This window comes from Aquimarina sp. TRL1 (assembly GCF_013365535.1).
GTDB lineage: Bacteria > Bacteroidota > Bacteroidia > Flavobacteriales > Flavobacteriaceae > Aquimarina > Aquimarina hainanensis.
In genome coordinates this window covers 108,909-124,031 of the sequence record NZ_CP053590.1, presented here as the reverse complement: position 1 = coordinate 124,031, position 15,123 = coordinate 108,909, and the positions used below count along the sequence as shown (strand labels likewise).

The 15,123-nt window shown below is 33.7% G+C and carries 15 protein-coding genes; 5 read left to right on the top strand and 10 right to left on the bottom strand.

Features of this window, described 5'->3' with window-relative positions:
- Positions 1 to 5: 5 nt before the first annotated feature.
- The 5 genes from trpD to HN014_RS00515 form a co-directional block, all read right to left on the bottom strand.
- A complete protein-coding gene (gene trpD, locus HN014_RS00535) occupies positions 6 to 1,007 on the bottom strand; it encodes an anthranilate phosphoribosyltransferase (protein ID WP_176026967.1) in 1,002 nt (333 codons plus the stop codon).
- Positions 1,008 to 1,142: 135 nt separating this feature from the next.
- Positions 1,143 to 1,712 carry an aminodeoxychorismate/anthranilate synthase component II gene (locus tag HN014_RS00530; protein WP_176026966.1) on the bottom strand — a complete coding sequence of 190 codons (570 nt, stop codon included), beginning with the start codon at positions 1,710 to 1,712 and terminating at the stop codon, positions 1,143 to 1,145.
- A gap of 35 nt (positions 1,713 to 1,747) precedes the next feature.
- Positions 1,748 to 3,142 carry an anthranilate synthase component I family protein gene (locus HN014_RS00525; RefSeq protein ID WP_176026965.1) on the bottom strand — a complete coding sequence of 465 codons (1,395 nt, stop codon included), beginning with the start codon at positions 3,140 to 3,142 and terminating at the stop codon, positions 1,748 to 1,750.
- Positions 3,143 to 3,413: 271 nt separating this feature from the next.
- Complete coding sequence (locus tag HN014_RS00520) at positions 3,414 to 3,980, bottom strand: YceI family protein (RefSeq protein ID WP_176026964.1); 567 nt, start codon at positions 3,978 to 3,980, stop codon at positions 3,414 to 3,416.
- 29 nt (positions 3,981 to 4,009) lie between these two features.
- Positions 4,010 to 4,465, bottom strand: coding sequence for a MarR family winged helix-turn-helix transcriptional regulator (locus tag HN014_RS00515; RefSeq protein WP_176026963.1), 456 nt, complete (start codon positions 4,463 to 4,465; stop codon positions 4,010 to 4,012).
- 291 nt (positions 4,466 to 4,756) lie between these two features.
- Between HN014_RS00515 and HN014_RS00510 the strand changes: the two genes are divergently transcribed.
- From HN014_RS00510 to HN014_RS00490, 5 genes are all read left to right on the top strand, one after another.
- A complete protein-coding gene (locus HN014_RS00510; protein ID WP_176026962.1) occupies positions 4,757 to 5,278 on the top strand; it encodes a TlpA disulfide reductase family protein in 522 nt (173 codons plus the stop codon).
- Positions 5,279 to 5,333: 55 nt separating this feature from the next.
- The gene (locus HN014_RS00505; protein WP_176026961.1) at positions 5,334 to 5,960 is read left to right on the top strand and encodes a thioredoxin family protein; all 627 of its coding nucleotides are present in this window, start codon (positions 5,334 to 5,336) and stop codon (positions 5,958 to 5,960) included.
- Between the two features lie 86 nt (positions 5,961 to 6,046).
- The gene (locus tag HN014_RS00500; RefSeq protein ID WP_176026960.1) at positions 6,047 to 6,361 is read left to right on the top strand and encodes a rhodanese-like domain-containing protein; all 315 of its coding nucleotides are present in this window, start codon (positions 6,047 to 6,049) and stop codon (positions 6,359 to 6,361) included.
- 57 nt (positions 6,362 to 6,418) lie between these two features.
- Positions 6,419 to 6,823, top strand: a complete 405-nt coding sequence (locus HN014_RS00495; RefSeq protein ID WP_176026959.1) for a rhodanese-like domain-containing protein — start codon at positions 6,419 to 6,421, stop codon at positions 6,821 to 6,823.
- Positions 6,824 to 6,947: 124 nt separating this feature from the next.
- The gene (locus HN014_RS00490) at positions 6,948 to 7,901 is read left to right on the top strand and encodes a GNAT family N-acetyltransferase (RefSeq protein WP_176026958.1); all 954 of its coding nucleotides are present in this window, start codon (positions 6,948 to 6,950) and stop codon (positions 7,899 to 7,901) included.
- A gap of 39 nt (positions 7,902 to 7,940) precedes the next feature.
- Here the strand turns inward: HN014_RS00490 and HN014_RS00485 are convergent, their stop codons facing one another.
- The 5 genes from HN014_RS00485 to uvrB all read right to left on the bottom strand — a co-directional run bounded on the left by HN014_RS00485 (position 7,941) and on the right by uvrB (position 15,013).
- Positions 7,941 to 8,435: a hypothetical protein gene (locus HN014_RS00485; protein WP_176026957.1), complete on the bottom strand. Its 495-nt coding sequence runs from the start codon at positions 8,433 to 8,435 to the stop codon at positions 7,941 to 7,943.
- Positions 8,436 to 8,591: 156 nt separating this feature from the next.
- Positions 8,592 to 9,053, bottom strand: a complete 462-nt coding sequence (locus HN014_RS00480; protein WP_176026956.1) for a hypothetical protein — start codon at positions 9,051 to 9,053, stop codon at positions 8,592 to 8,594.
- 68 nt (positions 9,054 to 9,121) lie between these two features.
- Positions 9,122 to 10,378, bottom strand: coding sequence for a DUF3999 family protein (locus tag HN014_RS00475; protein ID WP_176026955.1), 1,257 nt, complete (start codon positions 10,376 to 10,378; stop codon positions 9,122 to 9,124).
- Positions 10,368 to 12,701 carry a DUF2339 domain-containing protein gene (locus HN014_RS00470; protein WP_176026954.1) on the bottom strand — a complete coding sequence of 778 codons (2,334 nt, stop codon included), beginning with the start codon at positions 12,699 to 12,701 and terminating at the stop codon, positions 10,368 to 10,370. Before HN014_RS00470 ends, HN014_RS00475 begins: the two co-directional genes overlap by 11 nt.
- A gap of 305 nt (positions 12,702 to 13,006) precedes the next feature.
- Positions 13,007 to 15,013 (bottom strand): excinuclease ABC subunit UvrB, encoded by a 2,007-nt coding sequence (uvrB, locus tag HN014_RS00465; protein ID WP_176026953.1) that lies wholly within the window; start codon positions 15,011 to 15,013, stop codon positions 13,007 to 13,009.
- Positions 15,014 to 15,123 lie beyond the last annotated feature (110 nt).

The following is a 15,123-nucleotide window of genomic DNA, read 5'->3' as shown; positions in this document are numbered from 1 at the left end:
ATAAATTATGCGATCACACTGCTTAGTTCTTGTACTTTTCGTAATGCCTGTAACCCTTTTCCGGATTGTAAGGATTCTTTAGCTTTTTCGAAACCTTCGAGAGGGCTACTATTTTCCACAGTAGCAATTGCCATTCCTGCATTGGCACATACAACGTTGTTTTGCGCTTCAGTTCCTTTTCCTTCTAAAATATTCATAAAGATATTAGCAGATGCTTCGATAGATTCTCCTCCCTGTATTTCTGTTTGTGATAAGGTATGTACTCCAAAGTCTTTAGGACTGAGCATCCCCTCGGTACGATTAGAAATTGTTTTGGTACTTCCGGTTAATGATATTTCATCATATCCATCCAATGCATGAATGATGGTAAAGTTTTTATCGGTATTCTGATAGAGATACCCGTACATTCTGGCGAGTTCTAGGTTAAAAACTCCTACAATTTGATTTTTAGGAAATGCAGGATTAACCATTGGTCCTAACATATTAAAAAATGTTTTTACTCCCAGTTCTCTTCTGATTGGTGCTACATTTTTCATAGCGGGGTGGAATAGGGGAGCGTGTAACACACAGATACCTGCTTCGTCAATACTACGCTTTAAAAAATCCTTGTCATTACTGAATTTTATTCCCAGATGCTCCATTACATTGGAACTTCCGCATTTAGAAGAAACTCCATAATTGCCATGTTTGGTGACCTTGATCCCCGCTCCAGCCGCTACAAAAGAAGAAAGTGTAGAGATATTGAAGGTGTCTTTTCCGTCTCCTCCGGTTCCACAGAGATCAATAGGATTGTATTCGCTGAGGTCTACGGCAATGCATAGCTCCAGAAGTGCGTCCCTAAAGCCTTCAAGTTCTTCGATGGTAATACTTCTCATCATATATACCGTGAGAAAGGCAGCGATTTGACTTTGATTATAAAGTCCCTGAGAGATATTAACCAACACATTTTTAGCCTCTTCTTTGCTAATGGTTTCATGGTTGATTAAGCGATTTAATATCTTTTTCATGAGTGAATATTTTTTGTTGATATCAGGGAATCTACCTGATAATCATATTTTTGTGTTGCAACATTCTTGTGCTAGTTATTCATTTTTTATTTGATACTTCCTGTATTTTTACAGTGATAGTATTGTGTAAAAACATTAATTGTTAACCCAGTTTTGCAGCATTTTTTTTCCATCAGGAGTCAGGACAGACTCTGGATGAAATTGAACACCTCTAACATCGAGTTCTTTATGACGTAGAGACATGATTTGCCCGTTTTCATCGTATGAAGTGGCTTCTAAACATGCGGGTAAATTTTTATCTGTAACAACCCAGGAATGGTATCTTCCTACTTCAAAAGAGGTTTCTAATCCCTGAAACAGCACTTCATCATCTACGGATACTGTTACGGGAGTCGCAACACCATGATATACTTGATCCAGGTTAGTAAGTGCTCCTCCAAATACTTCTCCGATAGCTTGCTGTCCTAGGCATACTCCAAAGATACTTTTGGTATCGGCATATTTTTCGATAATTTTTTTTAGTAAGCCTGCTTCATCCGGAATACCTGGACCGGGAGATAACAATATTTTTTGATAAGGGGCTATTTCTTCAAGTGCTAACTGATCATTTCGTTTTACTGTGACTTCACATCCAAGGTCTTCCAGGTAATGAACAAGGTTATAGACAAAGGAGTCGTAATTGTCGATGACTAATATCTTTTGCATGTTATTTCTTTTTTGTGTTCAAAGGTTGTACTTGATTATATGCTTTCTGCGAGTTTTAATGCTTTTGTCAAAGCACCAAGTTTATTATAGACTTCTTGTAGTTCACTTTCTTCGTTGGATTCATTTACTAATCCGGCTCCTGCCTGCCAGTGAAGCTTATGGTTTTTACTTAAAAAAGTTCGGATCATAATGGCGTGATTAAAGTTTCCTGAGAAGTCCATAAATCCTATAGCACCTCCGTAAAAGTCGCGATTAACGGTTTCATATTTTTCAATCAATTGCATAGCTCTGTGTTTCGGAGCACCACTGAGTGTTCCTGCCGGAAAGGTATCTGCTACGACTTGCATGGTGGTTGTATCAGCATGTTTTTTTCCGGTTACTTTGCTGACTAAGTGGATCACATGCGAATAGAATTGGACTTCTCTGTAGGTTTCTACGGTAACATTATTTCCATTTCTACTCAGGTCATTTCTGGCTAGATCTACAAGCATAACGTGTTCTGCGTTTTCTTTTTCGTCAGCAGCTAGTTTTTTTGCTAATTCGGCATCTTGCTCATCATTTCCAGTTCGTTTAAAAGTTCCTGCTATTGGGTGAATTTCGGCGATATCGTCTTTAACAACTAATTGTGCTTCGGGAGAACTCCCGAAAATTTTAAAATCACCATAATCAAAGTAGAACAAGTATGGAGAAGGATTTACACTTCGCAATGCTCTATATACATTAAATTCATCTCCTTTGAATTCTTGTGTAAAACGTTTGGATAATACCAATTGGAATACATCTCCGCGCTGACAGTGTTTTTTAGCCAGGGCTACATGTTTTTTGTACTCCTCATCATTTAGATTAGAGACGGTTTCTCCCTGAGTGGTAAAATTATAGGATGCGAAATTCTTAACCTGGAGAAGGGATTCGATTTCGGCAATATTACTATCAGTATGATAGCAATGAGAGAAGATATATGCTTCATTATTAAAGTGATTGATGGCTATAATGTTTTGATATACATTATAGATCATATCAGGGATTTCGAGAGAACCTTCCTTTTTGGTAATCGATATATTTTCGAAATAGCGAACAGCATCATAAGAAATATATCCAAAAAGACCATTATTTATGAATTTAAAATCACTTTCAGAAACCTCAAAATTGTTTCCAAACTGTTCTATAAGTTGAGGAACATTTGTAGTTTCTGTTATCGGTAATTCTTTGGTGGTTTTATCAGGGAATGATTGGTAGATGGTTTCATTTTCTATTTTAATAGAGGCAATTGGATTAAAGCAGATATATGAAAAACTATTCTCAGTTCCCCTGTAATCACTACTTTCCAGCAATAAACTATTAGGGAACCGGTCTCTGATTTTTAAATAAACACTTACTGGGGTTATGGTATCAGCCAGAATTTGCTTGTAATCAGTTATTAATTTATACATAATTTATTTTTTTGTCAGAATAATATTGTTCCTCGATCATCGAGTTTTTTTGGAATTAAAAAACTATTTTTTATTTAGATATAGCCAATAAAAAAAGGCTTGTCGTGATTGACAAGCCTTTTTATTATTGTTACTTAACTTTAGGGTATAGGGCTATCTCACGACATTTTCGTTTTGATAACTCCACCACCACTTATTTGTTAAAATTATTTTCATTTCTAAATTTGTTCCGCCAAATATATGAAAATATTATAATTAGAAAAAAAATAAATTATATTTTTAAGCTAATCGCTAATTCGAATTTGTCGTGTATTGCTTTGTCTCCTAGATTGTCAAAGAAACTTCCTGATCCGTATTTAATATCGTATTTTGTTCTATCTACAGCCAGATTAGATGTAGCAGTTGATCCATTAACGACCAGATCAAAAGTTACAGGGTTTGTTTTTCCCTTGATTGTCAGATCTGCAGTAACGGTGTACTTATCTCCTTTTTTAGTAGCATTTTTGATAACTAATGTAGCTGTTTTATGAGTAGTGATTCCAAAGAAATCATCAGAAGATAAGTGTCCCTCTAGATCTTCTTTTCCTTTTCCTGCTTTTAAGTCAGTTACGGCAAGACTACTCATATCTACAGTAAATTCTCCTCCGGTTAATTCATTGTTTTTGAATTGAAGGAATCCTTTAGAGAAGGAAAGAGTTCCTGTATGTGATCCTGTTACTTTTTTTCCTGTCCATATAATAGAACTCTCAGTAGTATTAATCGTTTTTTTCTGAGCAAAAGAAATTGATGTAATGCTTATCGCAAGGATCAAGGTTAGTGTTCTTAATTTGTTTTTCATTTTTGCAAATTTTAATTGAATATTTATAGTTATTGAGTTTTTAATTTATCTAATAAAAGATTTAGGGTTTCTTGTTCTTTTTTAGTCAACTTACTCGTTAGTCGTTTTTCTGTGGCAATTATTATAGGGTGTATAATTTCCAAAAGAGAAAGCCCTTCTCTGGTGATGGTAATCTCTATTTTTCTTCTGTTAGTAGGACACGTTATTCGGGTTACTAGTCCTTTTGTTACAAGTTTATCAATAAGTCGTGTCGTATTAGACATTTTGCTGATCATTCGCTCTTGTATGGTTGAGAGGTTTGCAGCCTTTCCATTTTGCCCTTTTAGTATACGCAGTACATTGAATTGCTGAATAGAAATATCGAAGGCTTTTAAGGTATTGCTGATATTTTCATTTGCCCAGTTTCCTGTATATAAAAGATTGACAATTACTTTTTGTTCGATAGGGAATTCTCCTTTGACTTTTAATAGTTCTTCGATTTTCACTTGTATGTACGATATTTGTATATACAAATGTATAACTTTTTGATAATACAGATATTAATTCTTTGTTAAAGTTGAAGGCAAGACCAGCTTAAATAGTAATATTGTCCCATTGAATTATTATTTTTTATGTAGGAAACTATATACCAGGTTTATTCCATGTGTTGTTTGTATGCGATGAAAATAATTTTGATAAAGATAGGAGTCTTAGCATCTCACGCAGTGAATAAAGGACTTCAATAAATTGCTTTTAGCATTATAAATGTGATTAATAAAGATTGTACGTATAATTATATGAAGAGGAGCGTATTACTTATTGCGATAATACTATTGTTTTCCGGATGTAAAGGAGAACAACAATTGACTATGACTCCTAAAGAAGTGCTTGTCAAAGGAGGAGTAGAGATCCCTATATATGATTTTAAGAGTTTTGAATCGTTATTGCATATTGATGATGGAAAAGTAAGATTGATTAATTTTTGGGCAACATGGTGTAAACCATGTATAGCTGAGCTCCCTTATTTTGAATTGATTAATAGTGAGTATAAAGAAAAAGGGGTAGAGGTATTATTAGTAAGTTTGGATTTGCCAACAGATGTAGAATCTAAGCTGATTCCTTTTTTGAAAAAACAACAGATAAAAAGTAAAGTGGTATTACTTGATGATCCGGATGCCAATACCTGGATTCCGAAGGTTAGTGAGGAATGGTCAGGTTCTATTCCTGCAACAATCATTTATAAGGGGAAGACGCGTTATTTTTATGAACGGTCTTTTACTTATAACGAGTTAAAAACAGAATTGAGAAAAATGATGTAGTAAATATAGGATATACTGTATTTTAAACATTATATTAACCAAAAAAAGCATTGATATGAAAACACTTAAGTTTCTTGTGGTTGTTGCAGCAATTATTGCAATTGGTGCCTTTGCTTGGGGAAAGGTACAAAAAAGACAAAATAAAAGAGGATACACAGTAGGGGATGTAGCTACTGATTTTAGTTTAAAGAATATTGATGATTCAATGGTCTCTTTACAAGATTATAAAGAAGCAAAGGGCTTTATTGTCATTTTTACGTGTAATCACTGTCCGTATTCGGTGGCTTATGAAGATCGAATTATAGCATTGGATGGAAAGTTTAAAGAAAAAGGATACCCGGTGATTGCTATTAATCCTAATAATTCCAAAGCATACCCTGAGGATAGTTTCGAAAATATGAAAATAAGAGCAAAAGAAAAAGGGTTTACTTTTCCTTATTTATATGATAACGGACAACAAATTTATCCTCTTTATGGAGCTAAGAAAACACCTCATGTATACGTTTTGCAAAAAACGGCTAAAGGAAATATTGTTCAATACATAGGAGCTATTGATAATAACTATAAAGATGCCTCATTGGCAAATGAGAAGTACGTCGAAGACGCAATTACAGCTTTGCTCAAAGGAGAGGAAATAAAAATAAAAACTACAAAAGCAATTGGTTGTAGTATAAAAGTATGATATGGGACGATAAAGTTTTAAAATAACAAATCGACTGTAGTATATTTGTATAGTAATAAATTTATAGTAAATTAAAATTAAATAGAATGGCAGATTATACACAAGAAGAATGGCAGGAAGGTATCGCTACCGATACAGATGTTGTAATCTTGGATGTAAGAACAGAAGATGAGGTGGAGGAAGGACATATTCCAAATATGATTAATATTGATATTAGACAAGGACAAGGATTTTTGGATGAAATCGAAAAACTGGATAAATCCAAAAAGTATTACGTTTATTGTCGTTCCGGAGCTCGAAGCGCACAAGCATGTGCATTAATGAATCAAATGGGATTTGAAACTACGTACAATCTTCTAGGAGGTTTTATGGAGTGGGAAGGAGAAATTGTAGAAGAGTAGTTATATTGGCTTTTTTAATAAATCATACCTACCTTTCCTAAATTTAATTTAGTCCCTATGAACCTTAGATTTTTTCCTACTATATTGTTGTGCCTCTTATTGGTAAATTGTAATACTACACCTCAGAAAGATACTGCAGTTATAAAAGTAATCTCTGTTGAAGAAATGACCTCTTTATTAGAAGCAGAAAAAGTACAGTTAATAGATGTTAGAACTCCGAGAGAATATGCCTCTGGACATATAGAAGGAGCTATTAATATTGATGTTAATGATAAGGATTTTGAGAAAAAAATTCAGCAAATTGATAAATCAAAACCCGTAGCTGTATATTGTAAACGAGGAAGAAGAAGTAATAAGTGTGCTACGTATATGGAAAAAGCTGGTTATACTAAAGTGTATGATCTGAAAGGTGGATTAACTAAATGGACATACGAAGGGAAACCAGTTCTGATGAAAGAATAAAAAGATAAGTGCTGTAAATAATACAGATAGTCAATAAAAAAACACAGCCTAGAAGCTGTGTTTTTTATTTTTTTAATTATTATGTGTATATTTACGTAACTGATTACGTAAATATATTTATACTATGAATTTTTTTGAAAGAGTAGGTAAAATGGCATTAGGAACAAGGTTGAGGATGCTAAGCGAGCTTTTGATGGATGATGCAAAACTGGTTTATGATATGTATGGGGTTTCTCTAAAACCAAAATGGTTTCCTGTTTTTTATGTTATTTCTCAGGAAGAGAGTGCATCAATAACAGAAATAGCCAAAGAAATAGGACATTCTCACCCTTCTGTTAGTAAGACCGTAAAGGAAATGATCAAAGAGGGGATCCTAAAAGAAAAAAAAGATCAGGAAGATGGAAGGCGAACTATTTTACTGTTGTCAGAAAAAGGAAAAGAAATAGCTATAACAATTAAGGATCAGTATATAGATGTAGAGAATGCAGTAGAGGAAATGCTAAAAGATACCAGACATAATATCTGGAAGGCTATTGAGGAATTAGAATATTTAGTAGAACAACAATCAATGGTATCAAGAGTCATGAAACAAAAGAAAATCAGGGAATCAAAAAATGTAAAGATCATTCCGTATGAGGGGAAGTATAAAGAAGATTTCAAGGCACTTAATAAATCCTGGATAGAGAAATATTTCAAAATGGAGGAGATGGATTATAAGTCTCTGGATAATCCAGAGTCGTATATATTGAATAGGGGAGGAGCTATTTTAGTTGCATTGTATAAAGACAAGCCTGTAGGAGTTTGCGCATTGATAAAGCCAGATGATGAATATTATGATTTTGAATTGGCCAAAATGGCAGTATCTTCTGAAGTACAGGGGATGGGAATTGGTAAGTTATTAGGGCAAGCTGTTATAGAACATGCAAAGTCACTGGGAGCTAAAAAAATATATTTAGAGAGTAATACAGTTCTAAAAGCAGCTATTTCCTTGTATCAAAAATTAAACTTTAAGAAAATACCAGGGAGAGTAACTCCTTATGAACGGAGTAATATCCAAATGGAGTTAGAGATAACTTAAAATGGTTCTAATAGGAACCACTTTAAGTTATTATTTTTTTTAATGATTGTATTTGTTTAGAAATTTACTGCTGTTAGACATTTCTAGTCGAGAACCAGTGTTCCCTTTTACAGACCATTCTACAGCATATATATCAGCCGCAGTAGAAAAAACAGCATATATAATAGTTTCTCCACTTTTCTTTTCAATAAAAGAAATTCTGCGCTTCGTTCCTTCATTTATTTGCTCTCCTACCCAAGGATTATAGATATTAGAACAAGCTAGATCAATTGTATTCCCCTGATGGGTTACATAGGCTTTTTCTAATGTATAGGTAGGTTCACTTCCTTTTAAAAGTTCTTTAGCTGTAATATCTAGCTTTTCTCCTTTATACTTCTTTCGTATTAAAAAAAGAGTCATGTCCTTATGTGTCACTTTTAGCGTGTCAGAAGGATTACTAATACGTTTGGTAACGGGGGCATTCATGTTATTTTTCGCATTTCCTTGATAGGATAGGAAAAATGTAGCGATAACTAAGATAGATAGGTATTTCATATCATTTTGTTTTGTTCGGGGATTTCTATAGTTCTTATGCTTTGAATTCTCTTTATTATTAAAAAAGAAAGCTTTTGCATAAGTTTTAACAGAACTAAAATAAAAAATAAAAATTAAAACGAGGCTAAAAAGGAGCTTTGTCTATTATATATTGAGTTAATTGGTGTTGTCTACGCTTAATTTAATAATCAATTTATCAGAAATAATAAAGTCTCTTAATTGGATAATATATCCATTACAATCATAACTGTCGTATCTTTCTTCCTCGGTGAGACCATCTTCTTCTTTTGTTTTTCCTTGTATTCCGTGAACAGATAACTCAGTAAATTCAAAAAAAGAATCAGCTTCTATTAATAAATGAATTCTGGATTGAATAGGTTCTCCATCTTTTTTCCGTTTATGAGAAACTCCCATAAACTTGATTGAAAAACAATCAGGAAAGATCGCTTTTTCCAATAAGTCGAGAGAGGTCACCTCACAGTATACAGCAGTTGATTCTGTTGATTTAATGAGATGGTTGTTCTTTTGACTATAAAGGGTTAACGAAGTCAATACAACTGAAAAAAACAACAAAACACGAATGTTTTTTAATGTAGTATCGGGAGCTTTCTTTTTCAATGATATACTTTCTCAGGTTAATGTTTCCTAGTACTGCAAAAGAACTAAAATATATACATTTTTACTATTTAATCAGAGGCTTTATTTTCACGGATCATTTTTATAGAGAACCAACCCAGAATAAGAATGATACCTCCCATTATACTCCATAACCATAATTTGTTTTGGAATAGAGGAGTAGCGGTTGTCGTCGTTGATCGCGGGATTTTTTTCTCTTCATTTGCAGTGATGGCAACTAAAGAGTCCGGAATAGTGTGTTTAAATTGCAAAATATCATACCGTGGAGCTGCTATTTTTGTATTTCCGTAGACGAGATAATAGTTCGCCTCTTTATCATAAGCAGGAAATCTCGGGATTATTTCATGGTGATATCCTTGGGCAATTATTTTAGCAATTGTTATCGGCGTATTATCATGATTGTTAATAGTAATTCTTATTTTTTGCGTGGTGACAGAGGGAAAAGAGAAACGGTTTGGCTCTACAGAGCTTAATGTTCCTGTCTGTATATTCTTAAAATTATATATATAGCCTTTTTCTGTTTGCACACTATCTGCCAAATAGGCTATAGTAATTGGCCTGTAGTAATCCAATGTATCTTTTATAGCTACACTTAGTAGGCTGACAGGAAGAGGTTTTTGTAACGATAGAAGTGCTGTAGTCGTTTTTGAAGAAGCATGTTCACTAATCTTGATTGAGGAGATAGCAAAAGTGTCATAAATAGCTTTCTTCTCTCTACGGCTCAAAACTGTTGCTTCCTTTAGTATGGGTTTTTCTTTGCTGGCAATTTTTAATCGTAAAAAAGTAAAATTGACAGGAGGGAAAGTAAGCGTAGAGAAGTGGTAATTTGTTTGTTTATTTTTTATAGATACAATTCTATAATCTTCAAGAATAGAAAACCATTCTTTTTGATCATGACTTCCTTCCAAAACTACTTTCCAGTCATAGTTTACTTGTCGAAAGGACAATTGAATTTGATTACTTTGTTGCTTGTTGGGTGTTTTTAATGTAATGTAATGATTATTTCCTTGACTTACAGTGTTTAAGATAGAAGAAGGCAAGGTTTGGATTGTGGTTTTTCTTTTGGCAATTTTTGTGATATAAGGGATTTCTGTTGTATCTGTATTTTTAAGAACTTTATATATTCTAATATCAGACAAATCCTTTTTTGTTTTTGCAAAAATATCATTAGGAATTTTTAGTGTATGCCAGGTGTCATTTATTCCATTTAATGTTCTCGAATATTCAAAAGACTCCATTTGTGCTTTCCCTGAAAAAGGAAGAAGCGCAGTAATAATTAGTGAAATAAAAACTGAATTAATCTTCATTTTCTTCGGATATAATGTGTTTGTATTTATTGTATAAGAAAGAAATAATGAGCAATAGAATTCCCAGAGAGACAAAGACAATTGTTTTGGCGATGGTTCCCAGGTGTGAGATGTCATATAGAAATAGTTTGATGAGTGTAATCCCAAATAATACGATAGCTCCAATACGGAGGTGTTTTTTCTTTTTCCAAATTCCCAGCGTTATGAGAAATAGTGAATATATCCCCCATAAAATACTCAGTCCTAATTTATAAGATTGCTCTGCAGATGACATATCCAGCCAATGAATAAGTTCACTGCTAGCAACCCAAATAATCACAAAATGAATAAAAAGCTCTGTTAAAGGGCGTAGGAATCCGATATTGAATTCAGAGATCAAATGTTGTGTTTGTTTGTATAGCGCATATATTGCCCCTCCAAGGATAACAAGAGCGATGTATCGAATCAATATAGTGAAGTAACTAATAGTGTAATACTCCGAGATCTCTTTATTCAGATAGCTTTCTCGTAATTCACTAATAGTATACAGTCCTATTGTCAAAAATAGGAAAATACATAACCCATTAAAAAGGGTGTTTACAATAGAGAGATACTTATTCTTTATTATATAGGTATTTAATAAAGAAAGCAGGGATATAAAGATGAGAGAATATAAAATACTCCAAATATTTTTAAATAAAATAAGGGTTTCATTGGTTTTATACAGATCCCCTTTATGAATATGAGAATCTTGATATAATTGATCCCAATATGCATTGATTTCTAATAAGAATGAATTGTAGCAAATAATAATGAGGATCGCAGGGATTAAAAAGGAAGCAATTTTAGGGATTAGGCTTCCTTTTTTTAAAGGTGATGTATCGTTTTTGTATTGGTCTAAGAATGATATAAATCCATAACCAGCCATACAGATAATTGCCGTTAGGAAACAACTGTTCAGAATAGGAGTAATCTTCTTTTCTGGAGCGTGTAAAGAATAATGACCATAGAAATTCCCCCAATCATGAAGTAAACTAAAGAAACCAATCAACATGAGGATATATGATAAGATTTCATAAAAAGAAATCTGTTTTGTTCTTCCAATCCAGAAAAGTAAAGCAGCTTCAGTAATCCATAATAATGTTACCCAGTTTCCATCGAGTTGTACAGGTATGGCAATTGTGATAAAAACCAAAACAAGACCTAAGACAAAATATAATAAGCTTTTGTTTCCTAGTTTGAGTCTATGGATAATAACTCCAGGGATAAAGTGTAAAACAGCATTTCCTAAGGTAAAAAGTCCTAATAAATGTTTCCCGGTAGGATGATCAACCAGGATAGCATATCCTACTCCGTAGAATATAAAGGAATTGAGAAAAGGAAGAATAGCATCTCTGTTTTTATAGGCTTCTTTTTGTAAGAGTTTATATCCGAGAAAAGTAGTGTAGAAAATAACAAAAAATAGCAACGCAAAAATAAGGGCGATACTGAAATTTTTTTCTACTGAGAATTCGCTTATATGCCAACTGAGGTAAATTAACCAGGTAAAACCAAAAGAAACATAATAAAGTGGTTTCCAGTATTTCTTAAAAGAGATTATGAGAATACCTATATTGACAATCGCCATATAACTAAACAAAATTTCTACCTTACCAGATCCGTCACTAAGAAGAAAAGGAACCGCATATGCTCCTACTAATCCAATATGCGCAATAAGTTGTTTGTTATATTGAATAGCAGTAATAACAGCAAAGGCAGTAAAAATAAGCATCAATATAAAAGCTAAAATCTGAGGAAATAATTGATACAAATCATAGGCAGCATAGGTGATAAAATAAAGAACAGCAATGGCTCCACTGACTAAAACTGCACTATAATTTTTATATTTTTTCTTTAGTTTGATTCCAAAGAAGAGCAATCCCGCACCAGCAAGATATCCTAATATGATTCGGGTTATCGGATTGATCAGGTTATTTTCAATAGAATACTTTGCTCCGATACCTACTCCGATAATGGTAATTAAAATACCGATTTTACTAATGAGGTTTTCGCCTATGAATTTTTCAAGATTAGATTTCTTTTTTACCCGGGGAGTTTTTCTAATTGTATGAGGAGTAGCAGGTTGTTGCTGTATTTGTTTTTTAGGAGGTGTTTCCGTTTTTACAGGAGTAGTGCGTATACTTTGTGTAGTATGCGTACTTTTGGGTTCTTTCTGAACAGCTGATTTTAATTCTTTTAATTCATCTCTGAGCTGAATAATTTCCTTAGTAAAAACCTGATGTTTTTTTATGAGTGCATTCATCTTTTCAGAAAGAATGGCTATTTTCTCTTGATTTGTATTCATAGTATATCCGCTTGAGAAGTTATAGAGGGTTTATAGCTATATACAATATACATAAATACTTCTTATCTCATGAATAGTACTCACAAGGTAAGATGTTAATGTCTCAAAGCTTTCCTTAATGTGTAATACGTTTTATTTCGAATAGATCTCCTTTTGCTAATTAATCGGAGTTGACATTGATAAAAAACTACATTTTCTAAATACCTATTTATAAATATTCCCGGTTAACTTCTCTTATTTTGGTAAAGATGATGAATTTTATAAAGAATCATTACCCTGTTTATAGGGAAAAGTAATAAATACTATTATCCTTTTTGTTGTTGTATTTTGCTTTGTAACATCTTTATTTCATCGCGTAATCTGGCAGCAGTCAAAAAGTCTAATTCTTTGGCAGCTTTTTCCATTTCTTTTCGGACTTCTCTGATTCTGCTTTCTAATTGATCAACCGTGAAATAAGCAACTTCTTCTTCGGCTGCCTGTAAGCTAGGGGCTCTTTCAATAGTATATGAGTCCTCCTTTTTTCCAACTAAGGCGCTGTCTTTGGATTTTTTTATTGCCTTAGGTGTAATTCCGTTCTCTGTATTGTATGCAATTTGTTTGCTTCTTCTGTAATTGGTTTCATCAATTGTTTTTTGCATACTGTCAGTGATTTTATCAGCATACATAATGGCTTTTCCATTGATATTTCGAGCAGCTCTCCCTACTGTTTGCGTCAGCGATCGAGTACTTCGTAAAAAACCTTCTTTGTCTGCATCTAAAATTGCAACTAGAGAAACTTCCGGAAGGTCTAATCCTTCTCGTAATAAGTTTACACCAATAAGTACATCAAAAATTCCTTTGCGCAGATCCTGCATAATCTCTACACGTTCTAAGGTGTCCACATCACTATGGATATAACGACAACGGATATCGATTCTAGATAGATATTTTGTGAGTTCTTCTGCCATTCTCTTGGTCAATGTAGTTACCAGTACTCGTTCGTCTTTGTCGATTCTTTTTTGCATTTCTTCAATCAGATCATCAATCTGGTTGAGGCTGGGGCGTACTTCTATTTCAGGGTCTAATAAACCTGTAGGTCTTATAAGCTGTTCTATATAGATTCCTTCTGTTTTCTGTAATTCATAATCGGCAGGAGTAGCACTTACATAGATTACCTGATTTTGTAAAGATTCAAATTCCTCGAATTTTAGTGGACGATTATCCATTGCTGCGGGAAGGCGGAATCCGTATTCTACTAGGTTTTCTTTTCTCGAGCGATCTCCTCCATACATGGCATGCACCTGTGATACAGTAACATGACTTTCATCGATAACCATCAGGTAATCATCCGGGAAATAATCTAGCAGGCAGAAAGGCCTGGTACCGGGATCTCTCCCGTCCAGATAGCGGGAATAATTTTCAATCCCTGAACAGTATCCCAATTCACGGATCATTTCCAGATCAAAATTAGTACGTTCTTCCAATCTTTTTGCTTCCAGAGGTTTTCCTATTTCTTGAAAATAAGACACCTGTTTTCCTAAGTCCAGGCTAATTTGTGTAATAGCATTGTTCAGAACATCCGGAGAGGTAACAAACATATTAGCTGGATAGATGGTCAACCGATCGTATTTTTCGATAATCTCATTTGTTTTGACATCAAAAGCTTCAATTTCTTCGATTTCATCTCCAAAAAAATGAATTCTAAAAGCATCATCTGCATATCCAGGATAGATGTCGACAGTATCTCCTTTAATTCTGAAATTACCTCTGAGGAATTCCGCTTCTGTTCTGGAGTATAAACTTTGAACCAAGCGGTGTAATAGTTTTGTTCTTGAGATTTCCTGTCCTTGCTGTAAACTAATAACATTTTTTTGAAACTCAATAGGGTTTCCGATTCCATATAAGCAGGAAACAGAAGCTACAACAAGTACATCTCGTCGTCCAGAAAGTAAGGAAGAGGTAGTACTTAATCGCAATTTTTCTATTTCATCATTGATAGATAAATCCTTTTCGATATAGGTGCCGGAGGTAGGAATATATGCTTCCGGTTGATAGTAATCATAGTATGAGACGAAGTATTCTACCGCATTATCAGGGAAAAACTGTTTAAACTCTGAATACAACTGGGCAGCAAGGGTTTTGTTATGTGCTAATACCAGTGTTGGTCGTTGCACTTCTGCAATAACATTAGCGGTAGTAAATGTCTTTCCGGAACCGGTCACTCCGAGTAAAGTATGATACCTTTCTCCAGATTCAATACCGGTGACTAATTGCTTTATTGCTTGTGGTTGATCTCCTGTGGGGTTAAATTCTGATTGCAGTGAAAACTTCATGAATCGCTCTTTCTTTTTGGCTAAATATACATAGAAAACAAATATAGATTAGTGAGTTTTTATTCGTTTTTTTAATGTTCAAGACAGAATGTTGTTTTCAGTCAAAAAAG

Excerpts from the sequence above, each read along its gene's own strand:
- trpD (WP_176026967.1), bottom strand. The coding sequence starts at position 1,007 with ATGAAAAAGATATTAAATCGCTTAATCAACCATGAAACCATTAGCAAA.
- HN014_RS00530 (WP_176026966.1), bottom strand. The coding sequence starts at position 1,712 with ATGCAAAAGATATTAGTCATCGACAATTACGACTCCTTTGTCTATAAC.
- HN014_RS00525 (WP_176026965.1), bottom strand. The coding sequence starts at position 3,142 with ATGTATAAATTAATAACTGATTACAAGCAAATTCTGGCTGATACCATA.
- HN014_RS00520 (WP_176026964.1), bottom strand. The coding sequence starts at position 3,980 with ATGAAAAACAAATTAAGAACACTAACCTTGATCCTTGCGATAAGCATT.
- HN014_RS00510 (WP_176026962.1), top strand. The coding sequence starts at position 4,757 with ATGAAGAGGAGCGTATTACTTATTGCGATAATACTATTGTTTTCCGGA.
- HN014_RS00505 (WP_176026961.1), top strand. The coding sequence starts at position 5,334 with ATGAAAACACTTAAGTTTCTTGTGGTTGTTGCAGCAATTATTGCAATT.
- HN014_RS00500 (WP_176026960.1), top strand. The coding sequence starts at position 6,047 with ATGGCAGATTATACACAAGAAGAATGGCAGGAAGGTATCGCTACCGAT.
- HN014_RS00495 (WP_176026959.1), top strand. The coding sequence starts at position 6,419 with ATGAACCTTAGATTTTTTCCTACTATATTGTTGTGCCTCTTATTGGTA.
- HN014_RS00490 (WP_176026958.1), top strand. The coding sequence starts at position 6,948 with ATGAATTTTTTTGAAAGAGTAGGTAAAATGGCATTAGGAACAAGGTTG.
- HN014_RS00485 (WP_176026957.1), bottom strand. The coding sequence starts at position 8,435 with ATGAAATACCTATCTATCTTAGTTATCGCTACATTTTTCCTATCCTAT.
- HN014_RS00475 (WP_176026955.1), bottom strand. The coding sequence starts at position 10,378 with ATGAAGATTAATTCAGTTTTTATTTCACTAATTATTACTGCGCTTCTT.
- HN014_RS00470 (WP_176026954.1), bottom strand. The coding sequence starts at position 12,701 with ATGAATACAAATCAAGAGAAAATAGCCATTCTTTCTGAAAAGATGAAT.
- uvrB (WP_176026953.1), bottom strand. The coding sequence starts at position 15,013 with ATGAAGTTTTCACTGCAATCAGAATTTAACCCCACAGGAGATCAACCA.